Annotated in this window: 27 protein-coding genes; 16 read left to right on the forward strand and 11 right to left on the reverse strand. The window is 51.2% G+C overall.

The features are described from left to right. Positions 1-116: 116 nt before the first annotated feature. From IPI86_RS02740 to IPI86_RS02810, 15 genes are all read left to right on the forward strand, one after another. On the forward strand, positions 117-1040 hold the full coding sequence (locus tag IPI86_RS02740) for a diacylglycerol kinase family protein (RefSeq protein WP_345296453.1): 924 nt from the start codon (positions 117-119) through the stop codon (positions 1038-1040). Positions 1041-1093: 53 nt separating this feature from the next. Beyond that, a complete protein-coding gene (locus tag IPI86_RS02745) occupies positions 1094-2701 on the forward strand; it encodes a helicase-associated domain-containing protein (protein WP_345296454.1) in 1608 nt (535 codons plus the stop codon). A gap of 80 nt (positions 2702-2781) precedes the next feature. Continuing rightward, a complete protein-coding gene (locus IPI86_RS02750) occupies positions 2782-3960 on the forward strand; it encodes a glycine C-acetyltransferase (RefSeq protein WP_345296455.1) in 1179 nt (392 codons plus the stop codon). Positions 3961-4449: 489 nt separating this feature from the next. Next, a complete protein-coding gene (locus IPI86_RS02755; protein ID WP_345296456.1) occupies positions 4450-4704 on the forward strand; it encodes a neutral zinc metallopeptidase in 255 nt (84 codons plus the stop codon). Between the two features lie 16 nt (positions 4705-4720). Then, complete coding sequence (locus tag IPI86_RS02760; RefSeq protein ID WP_345296654.1) at positions 4721-5332, forward strand: neutral zinc metallopeptidase; 612 nt, start codon at positions 4721-4723, stop codon at positions 5330-5332. Between the two features lie 394 nt (positions 5333-5726). Then, a complete protein-coding gene (locus IPI86_RS02765; protein WP_345296457.1) occupies positions 5727-6095 on the forward strand; it encodes a hypothetical protein in 369 nt (122 codons plus the stop codon). A gap of 422 nt (positions 6096-6517) precedes the next feature. Continuing rightward, positions 6518-6877 carry a hypothetical protein gene (locus IPI86_RS02770; RefSeq protein WP_345296458.1) on the forward strand — a complete coding sequence of 120 codons (360 nt, stop codon included), beginning with the start codon at positions 6518-6520 and terminating at the stop codon, positions 6875-6877. 205 nt (positions 6878-7082) lie between these two features. Continuing rightward, positions 7083-7556 (forward strand): GNAT family N-acetyltransferase, encoded by a 474-nt coding sequence (locus IPI86_RS02775; protein WP_345296459.1) that lies wholly within the window; start codon positions 7083-7085, stop codon positions 7554-7556. A gap of 213 nt (positions 7557-7769) precedes the next feature. After that, positions 7770-8606 (forward strand): DegV family protein, encoded by an 837-nt coding sequence (locus IPI86_RS02780; RefSeq protein ID WP_345296460.1) that lies wholly within the window; start codon positions 7770-7772, stop codon positions 8604-8606. A gap of 76 nt (positions 8607-8682) precedes the next feature. Continuing rightward, positions 8683-9438: a YebC/PmpR family DNA-binding transcriptional regulator gene (locus tag IPI86_RS02785; protein WP_345296461.1), complete on the forward strand. Its 756-nt coding sequence runs from the start codon at positions 8683-8685 to the stop codon at positions 9436-9438. A gap of 48 nt (positions 9439-9486) precedes the next feature. Further along, entirely contained in the window at positions 9487-9969 is a 483-nt protein-coding gene (ruvC, locus tag IPI86_RS02790; protein ID WP_345296655.1) for a crossover junction endodeoxyribonuclease RuvC, read from the forward strand. 81 nt (positions 9970-10050) lie between these two features. Beyond that, positions 10051-10629 (forward strand): Holliday junction branch migration protein RuvA, encoded by a 579-nt coding sequence (gene ruvA, locus IPI86_RS02795; protein WP_345296462.1) that lies wholly within the window; start codon positions 10051-10053, stop codon positions 10627-10629. After that, complete coding sequence (locus tag IPI86_RS02800) at positions 10626-11117, forward strand: DUF402 domain-containing protein (protein ID WP_345296463.1); 492 nt, start codon at positions 10626-10628, stop codon at positions 11115-11117. Before ruvA ends, IPI86_RS02800 begins: the two co-directional genes overlap by 4 nt. 53 nt (positions 11118-11170) lie before the next feature. Further along, the gene (gene proC / locus IPI86_RS02805) at positions 11171-12019 is read left to right on the forward strand and encodes a pyrroline-5-carboxylate reductase (RefSeq protein ID WP_345296464.1); all 849 of its coding nucleotides are present in this window, start codon (positions 11171-11173) and stop codon (positions 12017-12019) included. Between the two features lie 141 nt (positions 12020-12160). Further along, complete coding sequence (locus IPI86_RS02810; protein WP_345296465.1) at positions 12161-13456, forward strand: glycosyltransferase; 1296 nt, start codon at positions 12161-12163, stop codon at positions 13454-13456. On the opposite strand, the gene IPI86_RS02815 is transcribed toward IPI86_RS02810, so the two are convergent. The 3 genes from IPI86_RS02815 to IPI86_RS02825 all read right to left on the reverse strand — a co-directional run bounded on the left by IPI86_RS02815 (position 13421) and on the right by IPI86_RS02825 (position 16049). Next, positions 13421-14602, reverse strand: coding sequence for an MFS transporter (locus IPI86_RS02815; protein WP_345296466.1), 1182 nt, complete (start codon positions 14600-14602; stop codon positions 13421-13423). The genes IPI86_RS02810 and IPI86_RS02815 overlap by 36 nt on opposite strands. Positions 14603-14782: 180 nt before the next feature. Continuing rightward, positions 14783-15253 (reverse strand): FAD-dependent oxidoreductase, encoded by a 471-nt coding sequence (locus tag IPI86_RS02820; RefSeq protein WP_345296467.1) that lies wholly within the window; start codon positions 15251-15253, stop codon positions 14783-14785. A 49-nt stretch (positions 15254-15302) separates the two neighbouring features. Beyond that, on the reverse strand, positions 15303-16049 hold the full coding sequence (locus tag IPI86_RS02825; protein WP_345296468.1) for an FAD-dependent oxidoreductase: 747 nt from the start codon (positions 16047-16049) through the stop codon (positions 15303-15305). A gap of 112 nt (positions 16050-16161) precedes the next feature. On the opposite strand from IPI86_RS02825, the gene IPI86_RS02830 reads away from it, so the two are divergent. Next, positions 16162-18138 carry a diguanylate cyclase gene (locus tag IPI86_RS02830; protein ID WP_345296469.1) on the forward strand — a complete coding sequence of 659 codons (1977 nt, stop codon included), beginning with the start codon at positions 16162-16164 and terminating at the stop codon, positions 18136-18138. A 13-nt stretch (positions 18139-18151) separates the two neighbouring features. Here IPI86_RS02830 and IPI86_RS02835 read toward each other — a convergent pair whose 3' ends face one another. The 8 genes from IPI86_RS02835 to IPI86_RS02870 form a co-directional block, all read right to left on the reverse strand. Further along, positions 18152-19105 (reverse strand): glycosyltransferase family A protein, encoded by a 954-nt coding sequence (locus IPI86_RS02835; RefSeq protein ID WP_345296470.1) that lies wholly within the window; start codon positions 19103-19105, stop codon positions 18152-18154. A 60-nt stretch (positions 19106-19165) separates the two neighbouring features. Further along, positions 19166-20071 carry a hypothetical protein gene (locus tag IPI86_RS02840; protein WP_345296471.1) on the reverse strand — a complete coding sequence of 302 codons (906 nt, stop codon included), beginning with the start codon at positions 20069-20071 and terminating at the stop codon, positions 19166-19168. Positions 20072-20143: 72 nt separating this feature from the next. Next, the gene (locus IPI86_RS02845) at positions 20144-20959 is read right to left on the reverse strand and encodes a glycosyltransferase family protein (RefSeq protein WP_345296472.1); all 816 of its coding nucleotides are present in this window, start codon (positions 20957-20959) and stop codon (positions 20144-20146) included. Between the two features lie 33 nt (positions 20960-20992). Beyond that, a complete protein-coding gene (locus tag IPI86_RS02850) occupies positions 20993-22318 on the reverse strand; it encodes a DUF4910 domain-containing protein (RefSeq protein ID WP_345296473.1) in 1326 nt (441 codons plus the stop codon). An 86-nt stretch (positions 22319-22404) separates the two neighbouring features. Next, on the reverse strand, positions 22405-23163 hold the full coding sequence (locus IPI86_RS02855; RefSeq protein WP_345296474.1) for an AAC(3) family N-acetyltransferase: 759 nt from the start codon (positions 23161-23163) through the stop codon (positions 22405-22407). Further along, positions 23153-23542 (reverse strand): glycosyltransferase, encoded by a 390-nt coding sequence (locus IPI86_RS02860; protein WP_345296475.1) that lies wholly within the window; start codon positions 23540-23542, stop codon positions 23153-23155. Before IPI86_RS02860 ends, IPI86_RS02855 begins: the two co-directional genes overlap by 11 nt. Continuing rightward, positions 23425-24255 carry a glycosyltransferase gene (locus tag IPI86_RS02865; protein WP_345296476.1) on the reverse strand — a complete coding sequence of 277 codons (831 nt, stop codon included), beginning with the start codon at positions 24253-24255 and terminating at the stop codon, positions 23425-23427. Before IPI86_RS02865 ends, IPI86_RS02860 begins: the two co-directional genes overlap by 118 nt. A gap of 89 nt (positions 24256-24344) precedes the next feature. After that, entirely contained in the window at positions 24345-25415 is a 1071-nt protein-coding gene (locus IPI86_RS02870; RefSeq protein ID WP_345296477.1) for an N-acetylneuraminate synthase family protein, read from the reverse strand. Positions 25416-25435: the final 20 nt, after the last annotated feature.

A 25435-nucleotide genomic window follows, 5' to 3' on the forward strand; every position in this document is an offset into this window, starting at 1 on the left:
CCACGAAGACAAAGCAATGCCCGTGTCTCGTGGTTATTTTGTTTAATTGACCGATCTTTTGCAACCAAATGGATGAACACGGGGTTATATTGATAAATCCAAATCTGGGAGACCGTATGCCCCGCAAAGTAAAACTCATCCTCAACCCCATGGCAGATATGGGACGTGCCTGGAAAACCGCAAACGACCTGCGCCCCATCGCGCAGGAATTCAAAGGCGAACTGACATGGAGCGGAACGGTGTATCCCACCCACGCCATCGAACTCGCCAGACAAGCCGCTGAAGAAGGCTATGACCTCGTCATCGCCATGGGCGGCGACGGCACGGTGCATGAAGTAATGAACGGCCTCATGCAAGTCCCCATGGAAAAACGTCCCATCATGGGCGTTGTTCCCATCGGTTCAGGCAACGACTTCGCCTACTCGATGGGCATCACTCAAAAATCGGCGCATGCGCTGGCCCACGCACTCAAAGCCGAAACCATCCAAAGCATCGACATCGGCCAGATGATCGACGAACACAACCGCAAGGAATATTTCGATAACACCCTCGGCATCGGCTTCGACGCCGTCGTCACCATCCGCTCGCATAAACTGCCCATCGTCAAAGGTTTTCTCATGTATCTCACGGCGGTGATTCAAACCATCCTCCTAAATCACAACCCAGCCAGAATGCAGATCGAAACAGAAAACGAGAAGTGGGAGGAAAGCGTGATCATGCTCACCCTGTGCAATGGTCCGCGTGAAGGCGGCGGTTTTATGCTCTCGCCCAACTCAAAGAACGATGATGGCAAAATGGAATTCCTCACCGTCAACAAAGTTTCACGCGGCATGATGTTCCGCCTCGTGCCCGAATTCATGAATGGCACACACATGCGTTTCAAACAGATCCGCATGGGCGAATTCAAAAAATTCAACATCGCCTCAGACCTTCCGCTTTACATTCATGCCGATGGCGAGATCTTCACCAGCTTCGGCAGCAACCTGCACAAGGTCAGTGTCGAAATATTACCGCAGGCTTTAAAAGTAGTTCACGGTTAATCACTCGCCACTTTCCACTTTCTACTTTAGAATATGGAAAGTGGAAAGTAGAAATGCCAACCCTTTATCAAACCTTTCTTAAACACGATATCGGACATCTTCGCATCGTGGCGGATCTATGGGGACTTGAACTCGAATCACAGGATCTGGATTCAGCCGCCGAAGAACTCTCCGCCTCTTTGCTGGACCTGGAAGCTGTCACTGAAACAATCGACATTCTCTCCCCTGAAGCACGCGCCGCACTGGACGCCATCCTCGCTGGCAACGGCAAAATGGAATGGGCCGCCTTCACCCGCGCGCACGGTGACATTCGCGGCATGGGCGCCGCCAAGCGAGACAGGGAACGCCCGCACCTAAAACCATCCTCCCCCGCAGAACATCTCTTTTATCGCGGACTCCTCGCCAAGGCATTTTTCGACTCAAGCAAAGGCTCGCAGGAATTCGCCTACATTCCCGATGACCTGCTTGAAGTCATCGAAATGCTTGCCGCAGAAGAGACCGACGACCAGCAGCCATCCGCAGCGCCGCGCGGTGAACCGATTGGTCGTCCCGCCACCCCCGTTGAAAAAGCATTCGAAATCCCCGCCACCGATCACATTCTGGATGATGCGACCACCCACCTCGCCGCATTGCGCATTGGCGACGAAAGTAAAGCACACTTGAAGCATGGCCTGCAAGAATTGCTCACAGCCTCCAATCTCATAAAAAAAGATACCCTGCAGCCTGAGGCGGTGAAAGCCTTTCTCGGCGCATCACGCGTTGAAGCATTAAACATTCTATACAAAGCTTGGTTTGAATCAAACATCTTCGACGAACTACGACTGATTCCAGGGATCATCTGCGAAGGCGAATGGAGCAATCAACCGCAGGTGACCCGCGAATTCCTGATGAATCTGGTGAACGATATTCCACAGGACAAGTGGTGGAGCCTGCCCGCATTTTTGCGCGACATCAAAACAAAATACCCCGATTTTCAACGCCCCGCTGGCGATTATGACTCGTGGTTCATCAAACGCGAATCAGACGGTCAATACCTGCGCGGATTCGCCTACTGGGATCAGGTGGATGGCGCGCTGGTCAAGTATTTCATCCAAACCCTGCACTGGCTGGGAAAAGTGGATCTGGCTTCGCCCGAGGAAGGGAAGGAATTTTCGGCGTTTCGGGTGAATGGGTTGAAAGTTGAAGGCTTGAAGGTTGAAGGAAAGATTATTGTTTCTTCCAATGGAAGGATTACTATTTCACGATTTTTCTCGCGCGCGGTGCGTTATCAACTTGCGCGGTTTTGTGAATGGGATGAGGAAAAAGGCGGCGAATATATTTATCACGTTTCTGCGCAATCGCTAAAACATGCCAACGAGCAGGGATTGAAAGCCGAACAACTGCTTGCCCTGCTGGTGAAATACACCAATGGAAACGTCCCGCCTGCACTGGTGAAGGCGCTCAAACGCTGGGACACGAACGGCATCGAAGCCCGGGTGGAGAGTCTGCTTTTGCTAAGAGTCACCAAGCCCGAGATTATGGAAGAGATTCGCAAATCGAAGGCGGGGAAATATCTGGGCGAAGTCTTAAGCCCGACGGCGGTGATTGTCAAAAGCGGAGCCATCCAAAAAGTAATGGCGGAACTTGCCGAGTTGGGATTGCTTGCAGAGGTCAAAGAGTAAATGGATGTCATAACGAAATTATGACCTCCATTTTTTGTTAAATCGCTATAATGAAATTGCATTTCCAAAAAGGAGAAAAAATGTCTAAAACTGATTGGATCCAGCAAGAGATCGATAATTTGAAATCGCAGGGGCTGTACAACAACATCCGCACCATCGGTTCGCCGCAAGGCGCATGGCTGACCGTGGATGGAAAAAAAGTATTGAACTTCTGCTCGAATAATTATCTGGGATTGGCGAATCATCCCGCGCTGACGGCTGCTGCGAAAAAAGCGACAGAGGAAATGGGCGTTGGGCCTGCTGCTGTCCGCTCGATTGCAGGGACGATGACCTTGCATGTTGAACTGGAAAAACGTCTTGCGCAGTTCAAAGGCGTGGAAGCGGCGATCACGTTCCAGTCGGGCTTTACCGCAAATTTAGCAACCATCCCCGTACTGGTTGGAAAAGAAGATGTGATCTTCTCAGACAGATTGAATCACGCATCGATCATCGATGGCGCGCGTTTGTCTGGCGCGAAGATCATTCCGTATGATCACAATGACGTGAAATCGTTGGAAGAACAGATCAAGGCGAACTTGAGTCAATATCGCCGCGCGTTGATCGTGACCGACGGCGTCTTCAGCATGGACGGTGACATCGCTCCCCTGCCCGATATTTATGAAGTGGCGAAGAAATACGATATCTTATTAATGGTGGATGACGCGCACGGCGAAGGCGTGCTCGGCAAAGGCGGACGCGGCATCGTGGATCACTTCGGCCTGCACGGCAAAGTGGATGTGGAAGTCGGCACGATGTCGAAGGCTTTTGGTGTGGTCGGCGGAATCGTGGCGGGCAAATCGGTCATCATCGAATGGCTGCGCCAGCGTGGACGCCCGTTCCTGTTCTCCTCTGCGGTGACTGTGCCTGATGCGGCGGCCTGTCTGGCGGCAGTGGATTTGCTCGAAGATTCCACGCAACTGGTGGATAAACTTTGGGAAAACGCCAAATATTTCAAAGCCGAAATGAAGAACCTCGGATTCAACACAGGCGTTACCGAAACACCAATTACTCCCATTATGCTCGGCGAAGCGCCGCTGGCCCAGCAATTCAGCCGCGAGTTGTTTGACGCGGGTGTATTCGCCATGGCGCTCGGCTTCCCAACCGTGCCGCAGGGCAAGGCGAGAATCCGCGTGATGATCTCTGCCGCACATGCAAAGGATGATCTGGATAAAGGATTGGAAGCGTTCAAGAGTGTTGGGAAGAAATTAGGTGTGATTTAGAAGAGTAGTGATAAGTAAAAAGCAACAAGTAGCGAGTAAAACAACAAAGACCGCATAGTGATTTGCGGTCTTTGTTGTTTTATAGGTGACGGATAATCTGGGAACGGACTGTAAATATAGGCTGTTTATCCTAAAAGGGTGTTAAGCGGCAAGATTGCTGTATAAACACAAGTTGGGCTTGTGAGTCAAGTCGTGCTTACGAGCATGGTTTTTCCAGGTCAGAAAACCTTTAACGCGAATTTCTTCTGTTGAACTCCCCCAAGTGGTGGAGTTCAACACTCCCCGGTCGATGGGTGCGATTGGGGAGTGTTCGGCGTATGATGAATTCAAGGCTAGTAGAATAGTTTGCGCCAAACGCAAACCATTTTTGCATGAAGTCAACTCTATGTGGATCAAGGGCACAACTCATTAAACAATAGTACATAACAATCTGGGGCTTTGGTGCGTCAGTTTCTCGCACTGGAGAAGCTCAGATGAAAGGATGAAAAAATGTCATTCAACGATAAATCCCGCTTGGATCCCACTCAGGTGGAGGATCGGCGTGGCCGGGGAAGAGGCAGGACAATTGCTGTGGGAGGCGGCGGACTTGGCCTGATCATTGTGGTAGTCGCAATGCTGTTTGGCGTGGACCTTACTGGTTTGACGAGTACTGACCCGTGGGCAGCAAGTACCATTTTCAACGCAAAGCGCAGGTGGAAGCAACGACCTGCAGGCGGAATGCCAGACAGGGGCAGATGCAAATGAACGCGAGGACTGTCGCATCGTAGGCTTCGTCAATAGCATCCAAGCTTTTTGGGCCGACGAATTTGCCCAAGGTGGAGGCCAGTACACACAGGCCGATACAGTCCTTTTCACAGAGGCAACAGAGGCGGCTTGTGGATACGCCAGCGCCGCAACGGGACCGTTCTACTGTCCGCGAGACCAGAAGGTCTATCTGGACCTCGACTTTTTCAACGAACTACAGACGCGCTTTGGTGCTCAGGGCGGTTCGTTCGCCGAAGCGTATGTGCTCGCGCATGAATATGGCCATCACGTGCAAAACCTGCTTGGTGCACTGTCGGGTAGCTCGAACGCCACAGGGCCGGGGAGTGAAGCAGTTGAGACTGAACTCCAGGCTGATTGTCTGGCCGGTGTCTGGCTCTTCCACGCCGCCGAAACCGGTTACCTGACTCAGTTGACGGATCAGGATATTATCCAGGCTCTAGACGCCGCAGCTTCCGTTGGCGATGACCGCATCCAGCGTGAGACACAGGGCTACGTCTCACCCGAGTCATGGACCCATGGATCGTCCGAGCAGCGGCAGTTGGCGCTCAAGGACGGTCTGCAGAGCGGGGATATAGCCACCTGCGATTCGCCGGGATGGACGCCATAACCATACAATACAGCACAGATTCAATCTGTGCTTGCGACGAGTCTCAAACCGCATGCCTCAAGCGGCGAATGCGTTCTGCCCAAAGTACAGGGGTATGATTGTGTACGCTCGCAAAAGGCTTGAGCGTTCAAGACGGTGGAGAGGAAGTAGGGGTGATCTAGAAGAGCAGTAAAAGAGTAATAAGTGTAAGGCGGCGCAGGGTGGGCGTCGCCTTACACTTATAGGTTTATAATTGATTTATAGATAAGGACGGACATATGCCACTATATCAATTGAAACAAAATAATGTTCAACAAATTAAGCCATCTAGCTTCAAGAATGAACGTGAGTTGCAGAAATTATTTGAAGCCAACCTTGAGTCATTGCTTGGTGTTCGCTTTATTGCGTAGGAACAATGAACAACTCAGAACAAAAATTGGATAACCTTCAAAAGGCTGACATTTCAAAGAGCCTACTACGTCTCATGGGTATCATAATACTACTAGATGCATCAGCACTTGCAGCAGGCATCTCATTTTTCATGATAATACATGGCGCGCTACTTGGCATTAGATGGTCTGCTCCATATTGGAAATTCACCCGTAATATTTTCGTCAAAGCTACTGGTTTTCCAGAAAAAAACATTTTGCTCAACAAAAATCAGATTACCTCGCGGCAAGGAATTAATTTGTTATTCAAGGCGGTAACAGTTGTTTTATTTTTTATTCTTGGTGTATGGATTCTCATTCATAATGGTTTTTGTGGACAAAATTTAATGTGTTAGGCAAATTAATAATTATTTACTTTCAGATTTCTTTCGAATAGAAATGGTGTACTATCAAGAAGAATTATTCAATTCTATTCCCCCAAAACGGGGCTAACAAAGCGTGCATCTGATGCTGGGGATTCTGCGGCACGCTTCACGTCAGGCGGTTTTCTACGCCTTAGCCCTTTTCTGGCTGGACGGCGTCGCCGTCCCCACCCCAGCGCCTGTCAATGCAAGCCGTTGGCTGGCAACGTATATTTCAAAACCGACTTCACAGATACATGGAAAATTAAATGTCCTTTCAAAAACGATTTGTTACCTCATATTGGCTGTATTTCTTGTCTTTTCTTTGGCGTGCCAGAGTGTGTCAAGGATTCTTAGTAAAGAGATACCTGCATCGAATAACACTCCTGAATTTCTAACAAACGGTATGGATTACGATGGAAACTGGAAAGGAACAACCTGCCCAAATTTTCAAAGTCACTTTAACTGTTGCTCATAATGGAATCACCGCATTGAAAGTTCAAGGTAATTGGGAAGGTCAAAATTGCACTAGAAATTTCGAGACTAATGTAGAAGTTAATATAAAAGGCCTAGGTATTCCTCCCACCTACCCGATCAAGAGCGATTCTTTCACAATTGCGTATGATGGTTCAAAGACAGATGGGACGGCTTATAATTTTTGGGGCACATTTTTATCTGCCCAAAAAGCATCAGGCACAATAGAATATGTCGCAACCAGTGGTAGTTGTCAAGGAATAAAAAAATTTGATTGGACGGCATCCAAGGTTTCTAATTAGATTGGTAGCAAAGGCACAGTGCCTCTGCAAAATAAACGCGTCCAACAAAGCGTGCATCTGACGCTAGGGATTCTGCGGCACGCTTCGCGTCAAACAGTCTTCCACGCCTTAGCATTTTTCCAGTTGGACGGCTTCGCCGTCCCCACCCCAGCGCAGGTCAACGCAAACCGTTGGGCGGCTGGACTCGCAAACTTATGAAGAATAATTGAAGAAGAATATGATTACTATTGATTTCCTTGTAGATCATCTCGATACCATACCTACATTGACAAAATGGTTCCGTGACCAATGGTCAGATTATTTTGCAAACTGGTCAGACGAAGATATGATGAAAGATTTTCTTGAAGATATTTCTCGCAACAGTCTCCCCTCTCGGCTTGTTGCTTTTGAGTCCAATGAGCTTGTTGGCACAATTGTCCTACGGGAGAGCGAAGCTGAAACATTGCCAGAGCGCCAACCTGAATTAGGTGGCTTATACGTCGTGGAGTCTTATCGAGGTCATGGTATTGGTACAGAATTGGTTCGAGCAGGTATGAAATTAGCTCATGAACAAGGATATTCGACGATTTCTGCAACAACTGTTAAAGCAGCAGGCATCTTGGAACGTTTGGGCTGGGAGTTCATCAAGACAGTCCAATATCCAGATGGGGAAGTCTCATTGTACAGTTGTAAACTATGAACACCGTCGAACAAAGCGTGCAACTGACGTGTGGGAGTCTGCAGCACGATTCGCGTCAAGTATTTTTCTGGCTTCGAGTTTTTCCTACTCCCAAGTAGAGTCCATGCCCACTCAACAAATCGTTCAGCAATCGTAATTACTCAATCAAAAAGGGGATAAAAAGCATATATTCCGCACGACTTAATCGGCATACAATAAAGCAGGAGGAACCTCATGACCATTATCGTTGCCGATACCACCTGCGGATTGCCGCGCGCCATGCTCGAAGCGCGGGGAATACCGTTGATCCCTCAAGTTGTCACCTTTGGAGAAGAGTCTTTTCACGACAGCCAGGAAATGGACACAGCCATGTTCCTGCAACGGCTGAAGGCGTCGTCCGTTTTGCCGAAAACGGCCGCACCTGAACCGTCTTTATACGTGCCCATTTTCAAGCAGGCGCAGGAAAATGGCGAAAGCGTGATCGTCGTTGCGCCGACGGGCAAAGCCAGCGGAACGGTCCGCTCGGCGGAGACAGCCGCGCAGGATTTCGCAGGGGTTGATATCCACGTGGTGGATACGCAGACCATCTCGTGCAATCTCGGTTCGCTGGTGCTGTTGGCCGATGACATGGCCAAAGCGGGTGAATCTGCCAGTGAGATCGTAGCAAAACTCAACGACTTGATTCCCCGCGGGCGGCTGTATTTCCTCGTGGATACGCTCGAATACCTCGCCAAAGGCGGTCGAATCGGCGGGGCGAAGCGTCTGCTGGCGGAATTGCTGGAGATCAAACCCATTTTGCAGGTCAAAAATGGACAAGTCGAATCCTTTGAGCAGCAGCGGACCAAAAAACGCGCGCTGGCACGGCTCGTGGAAATTGTGGCAGAACAATGCCCGGGCGGAGACTCTGCTCATTTGTGTGTGATTCAGGTTGAGGCGGAGAACGAAGCGCAGGCTCTCGTCGCCGAATTAAAGTCGCGGGTCAGCGTTTCCCAGATCCCGATCTATGAACTGCCTCCCGCCATCGTGGTGCATGCAGGGCCGCGCGCAATGGGTGTCGGGTTTTTTGCATAGCCCCGTAAGCGGGGTGGCCCCGCACACGGGGTGGTATAATTTTTTCGAAATTAAGATCTTGTAAGGAGCTTCCGCAATGTCAGGTCATTCAAAATGGTCAACGATTAAACGAAAGAAAGGTGTTGCCGACGCAAAACGCGGCGCCATCTTTACACGGCTCGCCCGTGAACTCACCATCGCCGCACGCGAAGGTGGCAGTGATGTAGATTCAAACTTCCGTCTGCGCCTCGCCTGGGATAAGGCCCGCGCAGAAAACATGCCCAAGGATAATATCGAACGCGCCATCAAACGCGGTGCAGGTGAAGACAAAGACGGCACCACGTTCGAAGAGATCACCTTCGAAGGCTACGGTCCGCACGGCTCGGCGCTCATGGTCACCTGCGTCACCGATAACCGCAACCGCACCGTCCCCGATATTCGCCACGCTTTCAGCAAATCGGGCGGCAACATGGCCGAGCCGGGCGCAGTCGGCTGGCAGTTTGACCGCAAATCCTATTTCGCCTTCCCCGCCAGCCAGCTTTCCTACGACAAGGCCTTCGAGCTTGGCATCGAAGCGGGCGCCGATGATGTGGTGGACGGCGGCGAAACGGTTGATATTTATGGTCCCGTTGACGCTTTCAAAACCATCGCCGATGCGTTGCAAAAAGCCAATGTGCATCCCGAAGAAGCGGGCTTGCGCATGGTCGCCAAACAGGAAATCGAACTCGATGTCGAATCAACTTTGAAGTTCATGAAGATGGTTGAAAGCATCGAAGAACTCGACGACGTGCAGGATGTCTTCCACAACGTGAAGGTTTCAGACGAAGCCCTCGCCGCCCTCGAAGCTGCGTAATCGAAATCATGATAGGGACACAGCGGCGCTGTGTCCCTACATTATTTAATGACCCTCGCCCTCGGAATTGACCCCGGCACCGCCACAACTGGATACGGACTCGTGCGCCTCATGCCCGACGGGGAACTGGTCGCTGTTTCCTTTGGCATTATCTCCACTCCAAAAGAAGCGACCCCGCCCGCGCGCCTCGAAATGTTATTCGACGATCTCAACAAGTTGTTGAAAAAACACAAGCCTGAGACCGCCGCAGTCGAAAAATTATTCTTCTCCAAAAATGTCACAACCGCCCTCGCAGTGGGACAGGCACGCGGCGTCATCATGCTCTGTTTGCAAAAAGCAGGCATCGAACCCTTTGAATACACCCCCAACGAAGTGAAACAAGCCGTCGCTGGCTACGGCTCCGCAGAAAAACGCCAGGTGCAGGAAATGGTGCGCGCGCTCTTGCAATTGGATTCCATCCCCAAACCCGACGATGCCGCCGATGCCCTCGCCATCGCCATCACACATTTAAATACAAAACGATACGAGTAGGGACACGGCGCTGCCGTGTCCCTTATACACAAGGCACAGCGGCGCTGTGCCCCTACATCCACAATACGGTAAAATACAAACATGATAGCAACCCTGCGCGGAGAAATCTCCCAAATCGAAGAGAACGCCATCATCGTCGAAGTCGGCGGTGTGGGCATGAGAGTTTTTGTCCCTGCCCCTTTGCGGACCAATGCCAAGGCTGGCGAAATTCTTTTTATGTTCACCCATCTCGTCGTCCGCGAAGATGCGCTGACCTTGTATGGATTCGAATCACAAGCCGACCGCGACCTGTTCAACATCCTCCTCGGCGTAGACGGGGTCGGCCCGAAAGTGGCATTATCCGTCCTCTCCACCCTCACCATTGACGCCATCCAACGCGCCATCTTCGCCGATGAAGCCGACCTGCTCAGCAGTGTGCCCGGCGTGGGCAAAAAGACCGCGCAAAAAATGGCGCTGCACCTGAAAGACAAACTCAAACCCACCGACGCGCTCGCCAAAATCGCCGCCATGGCCGATTACGACAGCGAAGTCCTCGCCGCGCTCACCTCGCTGGGATATTCCGTCATCGAAGCGCAAGCCGCGATCCAATCCCTGCCGAAGGATGCGCCCAAAGAAGTGGAAGAACGATTACGCACCGCGCTGGGATATTTTACAGGATGAAAATCGGCGAAAGAATTCAAGTCCGCGCCTGCAAAACGGACGGAACTGTATATCGAAGCTGGCAAGCCACAATCGAGTCTGTATCAACAGACTCGATTGTTACAATTGCACCTGCTGGTTCCTCGGTGTTCAATATCAAAGGCGAAGATACTCCGATCCGCCATCATTACCGCTCCTATTACTGGTTCGACAAGAACTACAACCTGCTTGAGATCTTCGAACCTGAAGGCGAACTGTTCCATATTTACATCAACATCGCCTCGCCGCCCGAATTCAAAGATGGGATCATGAGTTTCAAAGACCACGAACTGGATGTTTCAAGATACCTCCCCAAACCCGCCGAATTGATCGACGAAGATGAATTCATCGAAGCCGCAGTAAAATATCAATACTCAAAAGAATTCCAGGAAAAAATGTACGCCGCCGCCGAAGAAGCCCTCGAACTGGCCAATCACTGGCAGGCGAAACCTATTCCCGTTTTTCCATAGACCCACTTTTCACTTCCTTCTTCTTACCTCTTTCTTCATTTCAGGAGACTCCCATGCTAAAAAAGAAAATCGCCTTCATCGGTCCCGGCGTGATGGCCGAAGCCATGATCGCAGGCCTGCTACGCCAAAAACTTGCCGATGCAAAAAACATCACCGCCTCTGGTCCGCGCGAAGAACGGGGCGAGGAATTGCGCAAGAAGTACGGAATCAAAGCCACGACCGATAACGCCTCCGCCATTCACGAAGCAGACGTGGTTGTGCTCTCGGTCAAACCGCAGCGCCTTACCGAAGTGATGAAGGGTCTCAAAGGCATCCGCCCTGACGCGCTGGTGTTATCCATCATTGCGGGCGCAACGATCAAGAAGATCAGCAGCGGGCTGAAACACAAGACCATTGTCCGCTCGATGCCGAACACACCGGGGCAGATCGGCGAAGGCATCACCGTATGGACCGCCTCCAAAGAAGTGACCGACGAACAGCAGGAAATGACCCGTTCCATCCTCGGCGCCTTGGGCGAAGAAGTCTTCGTCGAAGATGAATCCTATCTGGATATGGCCACCGCGCTTTCTGGCTCTGGCCCTGCATACGTCTTCCTTTTCACCGAAGCATTGATCGACGCAGGTGTTCACATGGGCTTCCCGCGCCGCATTGCCGAACAACTTGTTCTGCAAACCATCAAAGGCTCGGCATCGTATTATCAAGGCGCGAGCAGGCATCCCGCCACACTGCGGAATCAAGTCACATCCCCGGGCGGCACTTCGGCGGAGGCTTTGTATTATCTTGAAAAAGCAGGTTTCCGCACCGCCATCTCACGCGCCGTGTGGGCGGCCTATCAACGCTCACTCGAACTTGGCAAGGAAAAACCAGGTCACATCGACACGCATGACGAAGAAAACACATAGCCTTTCTTTCCATCGCGGACAATATGTTATAAAAACCTAAACCGCAGAGTCGCGGAGTGCGCGGAGCTTTTATGATTTTCTCTGTGCCCTCTGCGACTTATTGCCCCGTGGGCTGCGGTGAAATTTTATTTGCGGTTCCCAATGCCAAAAACAATCACTCTCTTAACCAGCGGCACACGCGGTGATGTGTTGCCCTACATCGCGCTCGGCGAAGGCTTGCTGGATGCTGGCTATCAGGTCCGCATTGCTGCTCCGCTTGGTTTTGTGGATCTCGTTCAACAAAGCAATCTCACCTTCGCACCCTTCGAAGGCAATCCCTCCGATTTGCTCGTTGAGCAAGGTGACTCCACGCCGATGACCCTCGGCACAAATCCCATCCGCTCCATCCGCGCCACGCAAAAATTTATCAGGCAAGCCCGTCCACTGTATCGGCGCATGCTGCACACCGCCGCCGAAGCCTGCCGCGGCTCCGACATCCTCATCCACGGCTTGCCGACCCTATGGGGCGCACACATCGCCGAAGGGCTTGGCATCCCTGCTGTCCGCGCCGTGCTGCAGCCACTCATGCCCACCCGCGAGTTTCCATCCGCGCTTTTGCCGTTTCGCTCTTCTTTTTTGGGGATCGGAAACTGGTTCACCCATTGGGCAGTGACTCAAGCCACATGGCTTTCGTGGCGCCGAGAGATCAACCACACGCGTCACGCAGACTTTGGGCTGGGTGCCGCTCACTGGCTTGATCCTTCACTTCGGGCTGATTCAAATCAACCCCTCACCCTGAACGGATTCAGCGAACAGATCGTTTCGCGCCCAAAAGATTGGAATGACAAGCAGGTGATTACGGGGTATTGGAGAAAAAACGAGTTGACAGGTAAACAAGTTGACAAGTTAGACCTGCAACAATTTATCGATTCTTCCCCCAACCCCATCGCCCTTGGATTCGGCTCCCCAGGCACGCGCGGATATTTGCCGATGCTCGAAGAAGCATTGCGGCGCGCAAACGCACAGGCGGTTCTAACCATCCCCGCCAAATGGCATGGCGAAATCAAGTCAAAAAATATTTTCCCCATCGAATATGCGCCGCATGACTGGGTGTATCGTCGGGTGAAAGTTGCTGTCCACCACGGCGGGGCGGGGACAACTTCTGCAAGTTTGCATGCGGGCATTCCAACGGTCATATTGCCATTGGCAATTGATCAATTCTTTTGGGGCGAGCGGATTCATAAAATCGGCGTTGGGCCGAGGCCAATCCCCCAGAGAAAATTGAATTCAGAAAATCTGGCGCAAGCCATCACACAAGCATTGACAGATGAGTCCATGCGGGCGAGAGCAAAAACCGTCAGCGCCGAGTTGAATCAGGAAAACGGGATTCAGGCCGCAGTGAGTGTGATGCGTTCAAAATTCTCAGATTTCAGGATTCAGAATTGGATTCCGCAATGACATATTCGCCACGCCCAAAGCGATCAAAGCAAACACGCTCCCGATCCAATATGGCGCAGAGAAGGCGATGACTTCGAATGAAATGCCCGCGAGCATGGGTCCGAAGATGTTGGTGAGGCTGAGCAAGGTTTGCGTGCCTCCCATCAGGCGTCCCTGCTCGCTTTCGGAGACGCGCAATGAAACCAGCGCAGTCAGCGACGGGATGCTTGTGCCTGTGCCCAACGCAACGATGGTGACGGCGGGATAGAGCATCCAGGCGGCGGGGGCGAGTGCCATGCCAGCGAGACCAATTGCCATGAGCGTGAGACCGAAGATAGTGAGGCGTTTTTCACCGAAGCGCGGCTGGAGTTTGCCGAATAAAAATCCCTGAATGAAAACGGCGCATACGCCAACATAAAGATAGAAAAAACTATTTTGCGTGGGCGTCCAATGAAAGCGGAAGTTGGAATAGAGTGGGAAGTTGGATTGCAGACCTGCAAAAGCGAGGTTGAGCAGGAACATCGCGACGAGAAGCTTTTGAACGTTAACCTGTTTGAAAAGACTCATAAATTGATTGCCGAAATTGAACCCTTGAAAAACAGGTTTGATCTCGCGTTTTTCAAGCGGAAGCGATTCGGGCAGCACAAAATATCCAAAGATAACATTGCTCAACGCAATTGCAGAAGCTATGAACGCAGGTACATACAAACCGTATCGGCTCAACAATCCGCCCAATGCAGGGCCAGCCATTAATCCCAAACCGAAAGCCGCACCAACCATGCCCATCCCGCGCGCACGATTCTCGGTGGTGGTCACATCTGCGATATAGGCGTAGGCAGTAGTGAGGTTTCCGCCTGTCAAGCCATCTATCAACACGGCAAGGAAAACCAGCGGAAGCGAACCCGCCAGCCCAAGCATGAGATACCCCATCGATGTGCCAAGCAGACAGATCAACAAAACAGGTCGCCGCCCATAACGGTCAGAGAGTGCGCCGAGAACGGGTCCTGCAAACAATTGAGCAGATGCATACAACGAACTCAACGCACCTGCAATCGCCGCGCCGCCATCCTGTGCCTGCACGAAGAATGGAAGCAACGGCAGCATGATGCCATAGCCAAGCATGTCCACGAAGATGGTGATGAAGATAAAAACGAGGGAGGAATTCAAAGGGAATCAGTGGTAAGGTAGCGAAAAAAGGGGGGGGGGGGGGGGGGCCCGGGGGGGGGGCCCAAATCTCTTTTATAACCCCTTGCTCAGGGTGGCTTGAGCAAGGAATGTTTTTTACTTCTTACAACCTGAGCAGCGATTAGACGACACTACGGTCTCTCCTCTTTCTTCTTTCTTTTCCTAAAACCTCTCCAGCCGCAGCGGACTTAGATCGAATTCCGCCTTTTTCCCATTGATCAGTTCTGCCACCACCTGCCCCGTACCAGGCCCAAGGGACAGACCAAGCATAGCATGGCCCGTGGCAAGCACAAGGTTGGAATGATTCGGGGAACGTCCAATGATCGGCACACCGTCGGGAGTCGTCGGGCGCAGGCCTGCCCAAGTCTCTTTGATATCGAGTTTTTCATCGATACGGAGATATTCACGCGCGGAATTTTCGATCCGTTGAATCCAACGCGGATCGGGCGTCATACTGCCGTTGCCAACTTCAAGTCGGCCTGTAAAGCGCAGCAGGTCATCCATCGGCGAAACCGCCACACGCCGCTCACCGAGGATCAACGCATGGCGCGGCATTTGCTTCGTCGCAGACATGGTCAGGCTGTATCCGCGCGCGGGCTGGATGGGGATATTCAATTTCAGATCGCGCGCCATGGATGGAGTCAACGCGCCTGCGGCGAGAATGACATGCTCCGCTTCGAACTCACCGACTGCCTGTTCTTACAACCCGAACTTTTCCCTGCGCCGATTCAAACCCAGTGACAGGCGTATTCTCATACATCTCCGCCCCCATCGCACGGACTCGGTCACTGAGCATTTTGAGAAATAAAGCAGGGTTCATGTGCGAATCGCCCGTGAAATGCACGCCGCCGATGACATCGTCCAATGCGGCGGGCTCAACCTCATGTACTTTGGTCTTGTCATACACACTGACGGGGATGCCATACTTCTGCATCAACTCACCTTCGTGCTTTCCACCGCTGAAGGCTTCCTCGGTTTTATACAAAAACAGCAGACCCTTCTCCTGATAATGACAATCGAATTTTTCCTCGGCGATCATCTGGGCAAAGTTCTTCGCGCTCAGTTGACCGAGGCTGTTCAACGGCGGAATTCCGCGCTGGACGTTCGCTTCACTGCAAGCCAGCACAAATTGCAGCAGCCACATGAGATATTTCGGGTCGAGGCTGACCTTCATGCCAAAGGGACTGTGCGCGGGGTCGAGCATCCACTTAAGCGCGGAGGTCACCACCCCCGGTGCCGCCAGCGGAATGATATGACTCGGCACCACATGCCCCGCATTGCCCGATCCGCTGCCTTTGCCGATCTCATTTGCATCAAGGATGGTTACCTTGCGCCCCGATTTCAAAAGATAATACGCGCAGCTTAACCCAACGGGTCCGCCGCCGATGATGAGGACACGTCTGATTTTGTGGCCATGAGGTTGCTCCATTGATTTCTTTATTTGCACACCAGCAATGCAAACATGTTTGATTACAGCGCTTGTATTTTAGCACGAGGAGGTGGGGATTGATTTTTGATTTTAAAAGACGTAAACTTTCCATATGTTCATGATCACCCCCATTGTCATATCGTGTTTTATTTCAACCGTGGTGCTCGCAATCAATACCTCCATCGCCTGGCGGCACAGGCAGGAGCGGTCTGGTTATTACTTCAGCCTATTCACAGCCAGTCTGGCTTTTTGGGGAGTAATGGTCACACTCGGGTATGCCGCAAAACCGCTGTCACTGAAAATTTTCTTCGCCGTTTTGGACGCATGGGGATACAGGACGGCGGAAGCATTTTTACTGTTGTTTGCCTTATGCTTCGCGGGCTACGAACACATTGCAGAGAAAAAATGGATGAAAGCCATTGCTGTACTTCATGTTCTCTCCCATGCGTTGCTGGCATCCACCAATCAATGGCATGGGTTGATATGGAAAGACTTCATCCCACAGGCAAATAATGTGGTTCTATTCGTGCATGGACCTGCATTTGCTCTTACAGTGATCACGGGGTATTCACATGCATTGATCTGCATGACCCTGTTCGTCATCGCTTCTTTTCGAGGGTCAAATATCATCAAACGCCAGGCACGATTGCTGATAACCGCATTTCTCATACATATCTTTTTGAATGTCGCTTACAACATTGATCTGTTTGACGTGCCAGGAGTAGATTGGACTTCTTCAACCTCTGCTTTTACCAATGTGTTCGTTTTATGGGCTCTATCTGGACAGAAATTATTGGATATTAATCCCATTGCCCGCAACAAATTGATCAACAACCTGAGCGATGGCATGATCGCGCTCGATTTGAAAAACCGCATCATTGACATCAACCGCTCGGCAGCGGAGGTTCTCGGCAACACCGAAGATGCTTTGCTTGGCAAAAACTGGAAGAGGTTTTTCCCGCGCCTTACTTCAGAGTTGAGGAAGCGCGAGAAAGAGGTCAAATTCGAGCTCAACATTGACGACCAGCGATATTATGACGCGCTGCTTTCCCCTGTGCATGATGAATGGCCCAAAGGGCAGATCGGCAGGATGATCATTCTGCGCGATATCACCGAACGCAAGCAAACAGAACTCAGACTCCTGCAATTACACAAAGCTGTGGAGCAAAGCCCGGTCTCTGTACTGATCACCAATCTCCAGGGCAACATTGAGTATGTCAATCCGCATTTCACAAAATTGACCGGCTATGGGCTGGGCGAAGTAATCGGAAAAAATCCGCGTATTATTCAATCGGGTGATACATCTCCGGAGACGTATGACGAAATGTGGAAGACGATTCGATCCGGCAAGGTCTGGCGCGGTGAGGTCTGGAATAAAAAGAAGAATGGCGACCCCTATTGCGAGGTTGAGATCATCGCACCTGTCATCGACAATGATGGAACCATTGTCAATTACATTGCCATCAAAGAGGATGTCACCGCCCAAAAAGAATCAGAAGTGAAATTACGCGAAGCCTACGACAAACTGGAAGAGCAAATGAGCGAAATCCAGGCGCTGCAATCTGACTTGCGCGAGCAGGCCATTCGCGACCCGCTTACAAAACTCCACAACCGGCACTACTTGAAGGAAACCTTGCACCGCGAATTATCCCGCGCCATGCGTGAACAGTATCCGGTTTCATTTCTATTACTGGACATCGACCACTTTAAACATGTCAATGACACGTACGGTCATGCTGCCGGTGACTTTGTATTAAGAGACCTCGCCGATCATCTTGCAGAATTTACCCGCACAGGTGATATTGTCTGCCGTTACGGGGGCGAGGAATTCCTTGTGGCGTTTCCAAATACAAAAGAACAGGATGCTTTTCTCATTGCGGACCGCCTGCGCGCCTCCGTTCAAGAATCCACGATCTATGTAGATCGCCACGTGATCTCGATCACAGTGTCAGCTGGCATATCAGAATTCCCAACCCACGGCCAATATGAGGCGCTGATACTCGAATCTGCCGATAAAGCCTTGTATCATGCAAAATACAATGGGCGTAATCAGGTGGTTTTATGGTCCAAGATAAAAGCGCCGTTTTAGAAACTTTGGATTGTTACGAATAATACCAACTGAAGATCTTGTTATACATTGCCAACAACATCTTCTTAATGGGCGGCAATTCCAACATACGCCTACCCACCCCTTCTTTCTTCCTTCCTCTTTCTTTTCCCTTCCCCAACTCCCCTCGCAAATACCCCAGCGTATTAGACAAATTCATCGCCAGCGGATCACTGACCATCAAGCGCAGCAGACCCGCGTCATTCATGCGCTTATCCAACTGACGCACCTGCCCCATGGGCTTGTCCATGTCAAAAGGCAGAAATTGCTGAAGTGTGGATTTATACGCTGTGAACTGCCAGTGACTTGCCCCCGCAAGCGCGGTCACACCTTTGTATTGGATGCGCCAATCCCTTGTCTCGGCATAAACCTTTTTATTTTCTTCCTCGGTCTGCCCAAGCGAAAGATTGAATTCAAGAAAGGTTTCCCACGGAATGAATTGACCTTCATCAAGTTGGGCATTTTCTTTCGCCCATTTCAACGTGCCTTCATAAAACTCTGGTGAAGTACGGTATGGGCGCGCCGTCACCATGCCGACGTTCGGAAAAGTTTCGAGCAATTCCACCGAACGCGAGAGCCATGTCGGCGAAAACAAAACATCACTATCGGTATATGCGATGATCTCACCGGGCGCGCCTGCCAGCATCACATTCCACGCGCCGCCCTTGCCCATGTTCTTTTCAGAGAGGATCAAATATTGAATCCGTCCCTCTTCCTTTTCCTGAATCAAAAACTCACGCACTTCTTCGCAAGAGCCATTATCGAAGACCATCAGGTCAAATGGCAGGCCCGCATCCTTGCGCATGGATTCCAGCGAGACCTTCAACACATCCAAAGTCTCGGCATAAAATCCGCTCAGGAAGGGGATGTAATTTAACAACGCAACCGTGATCCGCTCGGGGCGGGCAACATCTTTGACGAACTTGGCGGGGTTTTGACCTTTTCTCATTTTGGGTTCCAGGTTTCAAGTTTAAGGTTCAAGGTTCAAGCAAGGCTTTCAGCCTTCAACTCATTTGAATAATTTCTTAAATCGTTTTTGCCATCGCTTCGGGCGGGCAATATTTTCGATCATGGCTTCGGGGAGAAAAAAGAAAATAGAACGCAACATCAACTCAAGGCGGCGTGTGAAGCGCAGCGATGTCATCTTCGGGCTGGCAAGTTTACCATCCACGAGTTGATGCGTTGAATCCAAAATCGTATAACGGATATTCGCCTGCCCGCCCGCAAGGCGGATGTTCTCATTCGTATCGGGATGATCGTAATGCGACCTGCCCCCAGGCAGATGACTGTAATCGTGATTCTGATGCACGATCATCACCGAAGGCGTGCAATCGATCACAGGCCAATTTTCGAGGCGGGCTTTGTAGATCATCCAATTGTCCCAGCCTGCGCGGCCAATGATGAAATTTGGGATGTCGTTATAGCAGGATTTTGGAAAAAGGAAAAAATCGCTTCCAGCGGGACGGTGAAGCTGATTCTGTTTTCTGACAGATTCTCTCAGCCCAGACTCCCACCCTGCGGAAAAATCAAGCGGCGACGTGATGTCATAATCCCAACGTTGACTCAACAGCACGAACTTTTCCTTCAACCTTGCCGCCTGTTTTGCATTCTCAACAAAATCAGGCATGAGGATCATATCTGCATTGATGATGCAGAGCAGGTCGCTGTTCGAGTTCTCCCGCGCCAGTTGAAACATGGACGAGATCAGCGGTGTGCCGTTCGCATTACGGGCAACATTGGGCAAATGCTTCACGCCCAGTTCTTTTGCGATTTCAGCAAGGCCTGCTTCCTCGCCAAGCAAAATGACCTCTACATCGGGGAGCAGAGTCCACGATGTGATGGCGTTACGCTGGATCATCGCAATGTGCGGATTGGTAAACGGTTTCGGGGCGGAAAAGAGTGTAATCAGTGGCATGGTCAATTTACAGGTTTACAGGTTGGAAGGTTCGCAGGTTTGAACTTGTAGACTTTCCAACCTGCCAACTTTCTAACTCTTTAAAGCCCTTTTATCAATGTCTTTAAGAGTCTTATGTTGCACATCGGCATTAATCTTTGGAAGTTCAGGATTGTCATGAACCAGATCCAGGACTTCCTTCCATGTGAAGTCATCCCGTCCATCGAAGCGAGCGTAGACCTGTCGCATGAATTCCAAGTCTTCGGGGGTGTCCACTGTCCAACGGTAATCACCGAAATCGGTGGTGTGTTGAAGGAGGGCAATGTTGAATCCGCGTGGAGAGGTGCCAGTTTGCAGTTGGCGGTTAACGGTTGTCAGTTGCACACCTTCATAGAAATACGGCATGGCATGTTCGCGATGCTGGGGTTCCTTGGCTTCCTTCCAAGCTTTCTTCAAAGCCTTGAAAGTGCAAGCCTCCACATCCAAACCAATTGGATAGGTTCTCGTCCACGGAGGTGGGAGACGGTTACAGACAAAGTCATATTCATCTTCGAGCAAAGCATTGACCACGTTATCGATCAATTCAGGGTCGATGACTGGGCAATCTGCCGTGATGCGGACAACCACATCGGCTTTGGCATCTTTGGCGGCTTGATAATATCTATCCAACACATCGAACAGGTTGCCACGAGTGAAGGGAATGCCGCTAAAGTCGCAGTACTCAGCTACGGGGTCGTCAGAGGCGTCTGTCGTCGTGGCGAAGATGACTTCGTCAAGAGTCGTCGCCCGCGAAGTCCGCGTGAAGACACGGGTCAACATCGGCTGACCTGCAATGTCGGCAAGGATCTTCCCCGGCAAACGCGAGGAGGACATGCGTCCTTGAATGATGGCAACTACTTTGGGTTTCATAATTTTTTGCAGGGACACAGCGGCGCTGTGCCGCTACGCACTTTGCGCCTCGGATGGGATCGGCAGCGCATCGACAAATCCCTTCGCACGGAATTTTTCGATGTAATCGCGCACCATCCAGTAATCAAGCCCGACCTGTTCAGCGATTTCAAAAACGGACAACTCGCCTTCGAAGCGCATCATGATCTTTTCGATGGCGCGGTTGAGCGCCCAGTTCTCGCGCCAATCCACCCAGAGACCGTTGCCGCTGAGGAAAACAGGTCCGCGGAAGGTGCGTTTGGGAATATAGTTGCTGGCGTACATACGAATGATCTCTTCCGCTGTTTCCGCAGCGCCGACCAGCATATCATCATGCATGATGTCGAGGTTATCATCGGTGGTGTGATACTCGTCATAGGGCCAGCGGTTGATCGAGATGCACGGCACGTTCACGCCAGGCCCGTTGATGACGCGCTCGTCATTGGCGGGGGCGGCGGCAAAATCGCGTTCATCATGCGCCGACTTGCTGACAATGAAATGCGTAATGCGGTCAAGCAGATGCGTGTGCTGACGGGTATGATGCCAGGCGATCTTGTTCTTGTTGCCTGTCATTTCCATGAAGATGCCGCCGCGCAGATTTTGAATCAAATGTTCGTTGTGTGAGAGATAGACAATCGTGCCGATGGTCTCAGGCCCGAACCAAAAACGGACGCTCATCGAGCCAGCGGGCAACGGCTTTTCCGCGAGGCGGCGCGCCAGTTCAATGGTGCTGACCACACCTGCGCCATCGTCATTGGCCTGATGCGGGTGACAGGTATGCGCCTGCACGATGATCTCACCCGCCGAAGCGCTTGGTCCGCCTTCGGGGTGGATGACCGCGGTCGCCATTTTGAATCCCTGCTTCGGATCGGTGACGAATTCAGATTTGATCACCGCGCGATATTTCTTATCACGCGGAAGTTTATCGAAGACATTCTTCGGCAGGCAGAAGCCCCAATCGCGGTCGTAATATTTGAACACCCACGGAATGGTATGCGGACGTTTCTCGTTGAAATACAAATGCGGCTGAAGTTCTTCGAACGAAAGCGTTTTGTCCACGGGTAGGGAATACGAAACGATGTGCAGGGGATTGTTTTTGAAATCCACCACGCGCTCACCGCCTTCAATCTCCAAATACGCTTCATGCACAACATAGCGTTCAGGCACCTGCCACGTCCACGCTTTTTCGAGTGGAGTGTAGGTCTCGATGGTGTAGTTGGATGAATCGGGCATGTACGAGCCGACGATCTCCAATGTCTTGTCATGGTCGTCAGAGGCAAGGGTGCGATGCAACGGAAAGAACTCAGCGAGGATGGATTTGAGGGAGGTGTAGGGTTTCATACCAGTTTCCTTGTTAGCCTGTTGGTCTTGATGCGCCGCTTCGCGGATACTCGACCAACGAATTACTATTTACCAATTACCAATCATTAATACTTCGGCTCTTCAACATAATGCAGCTTCTCAGGATGTTCGCGCACAATGACAGACATGTTATCAAAGAATTCATTGGCGGTCAGGTGATGAACTTTCGCCGCACCGACTTGAATCTCTTTAATCACACCCGCATGCAAAAGATCGTTCATCCCAGGCACAATATATGTCTTCACGCGATCATGGGTACGTACAAACATCGTATACGTCTTCACCTGCGGCACACGGTCATAGCCCATGTAAATACCTGCAAATTCCTTGATGCGGCGGTAATCACAGCCGACATTATATTCAATATAGTGATGCATCGAAAAGGAGTTATTGAAATCGAGTCCGATGCTGATGATGGTGGCGTTCAATTTATGAAACAACGCAAACGCCGAGTTCGGCCCGTAGGCTTCCACATCTTCGGTCTTCGAAAATTCGTCGGCGCGTTTGCCCAAGGCGGAGAAACTGTAGATCGGATGCGGAGTCCGCTTTGCGTTAGGTCTGAGGCGCGCCTGTTCGGTGATCATGCCCATCTTCGAGGGCGTCTCCATCACGTCGAAATAATGCGTCTCCGTCCACGATTGAAAATTAAAAGCGGGGAACAGCACCGTGCCGTCCTTCCCCACCAACTCCTGCATCACGTCGATCACCGTATCCACGCCGCCCTCCACGCCGCCCAGCGATTTATACGACGTATGCACAACGATCGTATCGCTTTCAATTTTTATTTTTCCAAAACCATCGAGCAAATCTTTTTTATTGAGCATTTTTTCCTCCGAGACTTCGATAGACATTCATCAACGCTTCGGCATTCTTTTTCCAATCCGCGCGCATCTCTGCCGACCTGCGGCTTGATCTGCCGATCTCGGGCAGTTTCTCCCTTTGAGAGATCGCCGCCAGAATCTTTTCGGCAAGGTCATTCGCATCCCCATCGCGGAACAACCAGCCGTTTTCATTTTCAAAGACCCATTCCTTGTTGGCAGGGATATCCGAAACCAGACAAGGCAGCCCGCAAGCCAGCGCCTCCATCAGCGAAACAGACGAGCCATCCACATGCGAAGGCGAAATGTACAAATCAGCCATATGATACCAGCGCGGCAGGTCGGTTTGTGAAATCTGCCCGCCAAAGGTGACAAGATCTTCCACTCCGCCGCTCTGCAAAATTCTGCGAATGCCCCGCCCTGCGAACCACCGCCAAGCAGAATCAAGCGGACATCTTCGCGCTCTTGCGCCACTTTTACAAACGCGCGCGCCAGCACATCCACACCATAACGCGTTTCCCATGAGCGATTGCAAAACAAAACAAATCCTTCCTGCTCTGTTTTGCCTTCCGCATTCTTCATTCTGAAATGATCAAGGTCAACGCCCCAGGGGAAGACGATTGTCTTTTCGGGGTTCATTCCATACTTCACAGCCATATCACGGGTGACCATTGCATCGCTGATGAAAAATGTGGAACGCTTCAAGGTGTAACCAGTGACCCACTCCCACCATTTGTTTTTGTGGACATCGTCCATCAGGTCAAAACCCCACGACATGGTGAGGATGGGACGAAAGCCGCTCAAGATCGCAATGAACGCACAAGTTTGGATCGGGCCAGCATGAATGAGGTCGGGCTGAATCTCTTTGACCAAACGCCGAAAATCGCGAACCAGTTTGGCAAGGTTGCTCCATTTGAATGGTTCACGTCCGCCCTTCCAAATGACCTGATTCACATTTTCAGGCACCAACCGCGATTCCACCTGCCGTTGATTCCCCTCCAATTGAACAAAGAATACTTCATGCCCGCCATCTGAAATGGCTTTCAGGAAGCGGTAATCGTGGGTGGAGTAGCCGAGGGAGAAGTAGATGAGTTTCATGTTTCAGGTGTCAGGTTTGAAAGTTTGAAGGTTTACAGGTTCGAAGGTTCAACATTCCAACTTTTCAACCTGCCAACTTGCAAACTTTTCTACGCGCCCAAATCCGTCCAGCGCAGTTCTTTGCCGAGGGGCATATCTTTCAATGCTTTTGTGCCGATGACATTTTCGATCTGATCAGGTTTGATCGCGCCGGGGGTGGCGGGGCGCAGCACGTCGATCATGTCGCGGGTGAAGGTCTCACCTGCTTTGATTTCACGCGCGGCACGCAGACAGCGGCGCTGGACGATCTGTGTTTCCTGCTCGTTGTCGGCGATAAATTTATCGGAACTGCCCAGCGAGCGTTCGAGCAGACGGGTCTCTTCGACCATCTTCGCCCAGTTTTCGGGGTTCATCGCAAACTTATGATCGGGACCCTCGCGGTCGTTGCTGTCGGTAAAGTGGCGTTCGATGACGCGCGCGCCCAATGTCACCGCGCCGAGGACGGGCGCGACAGAATGGGTATGGTCAGAGAGTCCCAGAATTACATCGGGGAACATGGCGGCATAGGTCTTCAGCACATTCAGATGCAAATGGTCATAGTTATTGGGACTGGCAGTGTAATTGGTGTTGCACTGCATCAGCACAAGCTGTTTATTCAATTTCAAAATCGCGTGGACAGCCTTTTGCACCTCGCCGATGGTAGATGCACCTGTGGCAACGAAGAAGGGCTTGCCCTTGCCAGCCATGCGTTCGAGCGCTTCGATCCAGTCAATTTCACCGGAGCCAGCTTTGTACACTTCCACATATTGGTCGAGAAAGTCAATGGCTTCGAAATCGTAGGGCGAGGAGAAATAGTCAATGCCGACTTCGTTGCATTCTTCAACCAGAGTCATCGACCACTCAAATGGAATGGATGCGCCTTTGTACACCTCGAACACAGACTTTTTCCACGAAGCCTGATGACTAACCTGTCCGCCATTCATGGATTTGAAGCCGTAGTCGGAGACGATCTTCGGCGCGTCGAAATTCTGGAATTTGGCGGCGTCAGCGCCTGCTTCTTTGGCAAGGCGGATCAGTTCCTTGGCGCGATCCATGTCACCATCGTGATTGGCGGCAATGTCCGCAATGAAGTAGGTGGGGTGGTTCAAACCAATGGTATGTTTTCCAAATTTGATTTCCATGAGTTGCTCCTTTTGAGAAA

Origin of the sequence: Candidatus Villigracilis affinis, assembly GCF_016705895.1 — a bacterium.
Lineage (GTDB): Bacteria > Chloroflexota > Anaerolineae > Anaerolineales > Villigracilaceae > Villigracilis > Villigracilis affinis.

What these genes read in the sequence shown, in the direction of transcription:
- IPI86_RS02740 (WP_345296453.1), top strand. Translation starts at nt 117, where the DNA reads ATGCCCCGCAAAGTAAAACTCATCCTCAACCCCATGGCAGATATGGGA.
- IPI86_RS02745 (WP_345296454.1), top strand. Translation starts at nt 1,094, where the DNA reads ATGCCAACCCTTTATCAAACCTTTCTTAAACACGATATCGGACATCTT.
- IPI86_RS02750 (WP_345296455.1), top strand. Translation starts at nt 2,782, where the DNA reads ATGTCTAAAACTGATTGGATCCAGCAAGAGATCGATAATTTGAAATCG.
- IPI86_RS02755 (WP_345296456.1), top strand. Translation starts at nt 4,450, where the DNA reads ATGTCATTCAACGATAAATCCCGCTTGGATCCCACTCAGGTGGAGGAT.
- IPI86_RS02765 (WP_345296457.1), top strand. Translation starts at nt 5,727, where the DNA reads ATGAACAACTCAGAACAAAAATTGGATAACCTTCAAAAGGCTGACATT.
- IPI86_RS02770 (WP_345296458.1), top strand. Translation starts at nt 6,518, where the DNA reads ATGGAAACTGGAAAGGAACAACCTGCCCAAATTTTCAAAGTCACTTTA.
- IPI86_RS02780 (WP_345296460.1), top strand. Translation starts at nt 7,770, where the DNA reads ATGACCATTATCGTTGCCGATACCACCTGCGGATTGCCGCGCGCCATG.
- IPI86_RS02785 (WP_345296461.1), top strand. Translation starts at nt 8,683, where the DNA reads ATGTCAGGTCATTCAAAATGGTCAACGATTAAACGAAAGAAAGGTGTT.
- ruvC (WP_345296655.1), top strand. Translation starts at nt 9,487, where the DNA reads ATGACCCTCGCCCTCGGAATTGACCCCGGCACCGCCACAACTGGATAC.
- ruvA (WP_345296462.1), top strand. Translation starts at nt 10,051, where the DNA reads ATGATAGCAACCCTGCGCGGAGAAATCTCCCAAATCGAAGAGAACGCC.
- IPI86_RS02800 (WP_345296463.1), top strand. Translation starts at nt 10,626, where the DNA reads ATGAAAATCGGCGAAAGAATTCAAGTCCGCGCCTGCAAAACGGACGGA.
- proC (WP_345296464.1), top strand. Translation starts at nt 11,171, where the DNA reads ATGCTAAAAAAGAAAATCGCCTTCATCGGTCCCGGCGTGATGGCCGAA.
- IPI86_RS02810 (WP_345296465.1), top strand. Translation starts at nt 12,161, where the DNA reads ATGCCAAAAACAATCACTCTCTTAACCAGCGGCACACGCGGTGATGTG.
- IPI86_RS02820 (WP_345296467.1), bottom strand. Translation starts at nt 15,253, where the DNA reads ATGGCGCGCGATCTGAAATTGAATATCCCCATCCAGCCCGCGCGCGGA.
- IPI86_RS02825 (WP_345296468.1), bottom strand. Translation starts at nt 16,049, where the DNA reads ATGGAGCAACCTCATGGCCACAAAATCAGACGTGTCCTCATCATCGGC.
- IPI86_RS02830 (WP_345296469.1), top strand. Translation starts at nt 16,162, where the DNA reads ATGTTCATGATCACCCCCATTGTCATATCGTGTTTTATTTCAACCGTG.
- IPI86_RS02835 (WP_345296470.1), bottom strand. Translation starts at nt 19,105, where the DNA reads ATGAGAAAAGGTCAAAACCCCGCCAAGTTCGTCAAAGATGTTGCCCGC.
- IPI86_RS02840 (WP_345296471.1), bottom strand. Translation starts at nt 20,071, where the DNA reads ATGCCACTGATTACACTCTTTTCCGCCCCGAAACCGTTTACCAATCCG.
- IPI86_RS02845 (WP_345296472.1), bottom strand. Translation starts at nt 20,959, where the DNA reads ATGAAACCCAAAGTAGTTGCCATCATTCAAGGACGCATGTCCTCCTCG.
- IPI86_RS02850 (WP_345296473.1), bottom strand. Translation starts at nt 22,318, where the DNA reads ATGAAACCCTACACCTCCCTCAAATCCATCCTCGCTGAGTTCTTTCCG.
- IPI86_RS02855 (WP_345296474.1), bottom strand. Translation starts at nt 23,163, where the DNA reads ATGCTCAATAAAAAAGATTTGCTCGATGGTTTTGGAAAAATAAAAATT.
- IPI86_RS02865 (WP_345296476.1), bottom strand. Translation starts at nt 24,255, where the DNA reads ATGAAACTCATCTACTTCTCCCTCGGCTACTCCACCCACGATTACCGC.
- IPI86_RS02870 (WP_345296477.1), bottom strand. Translation starts at nt 25,415, where the DNA reads ATGGAAATCAAATTTGGAAAACATACCATTGGTTTGAACCACCCCACC.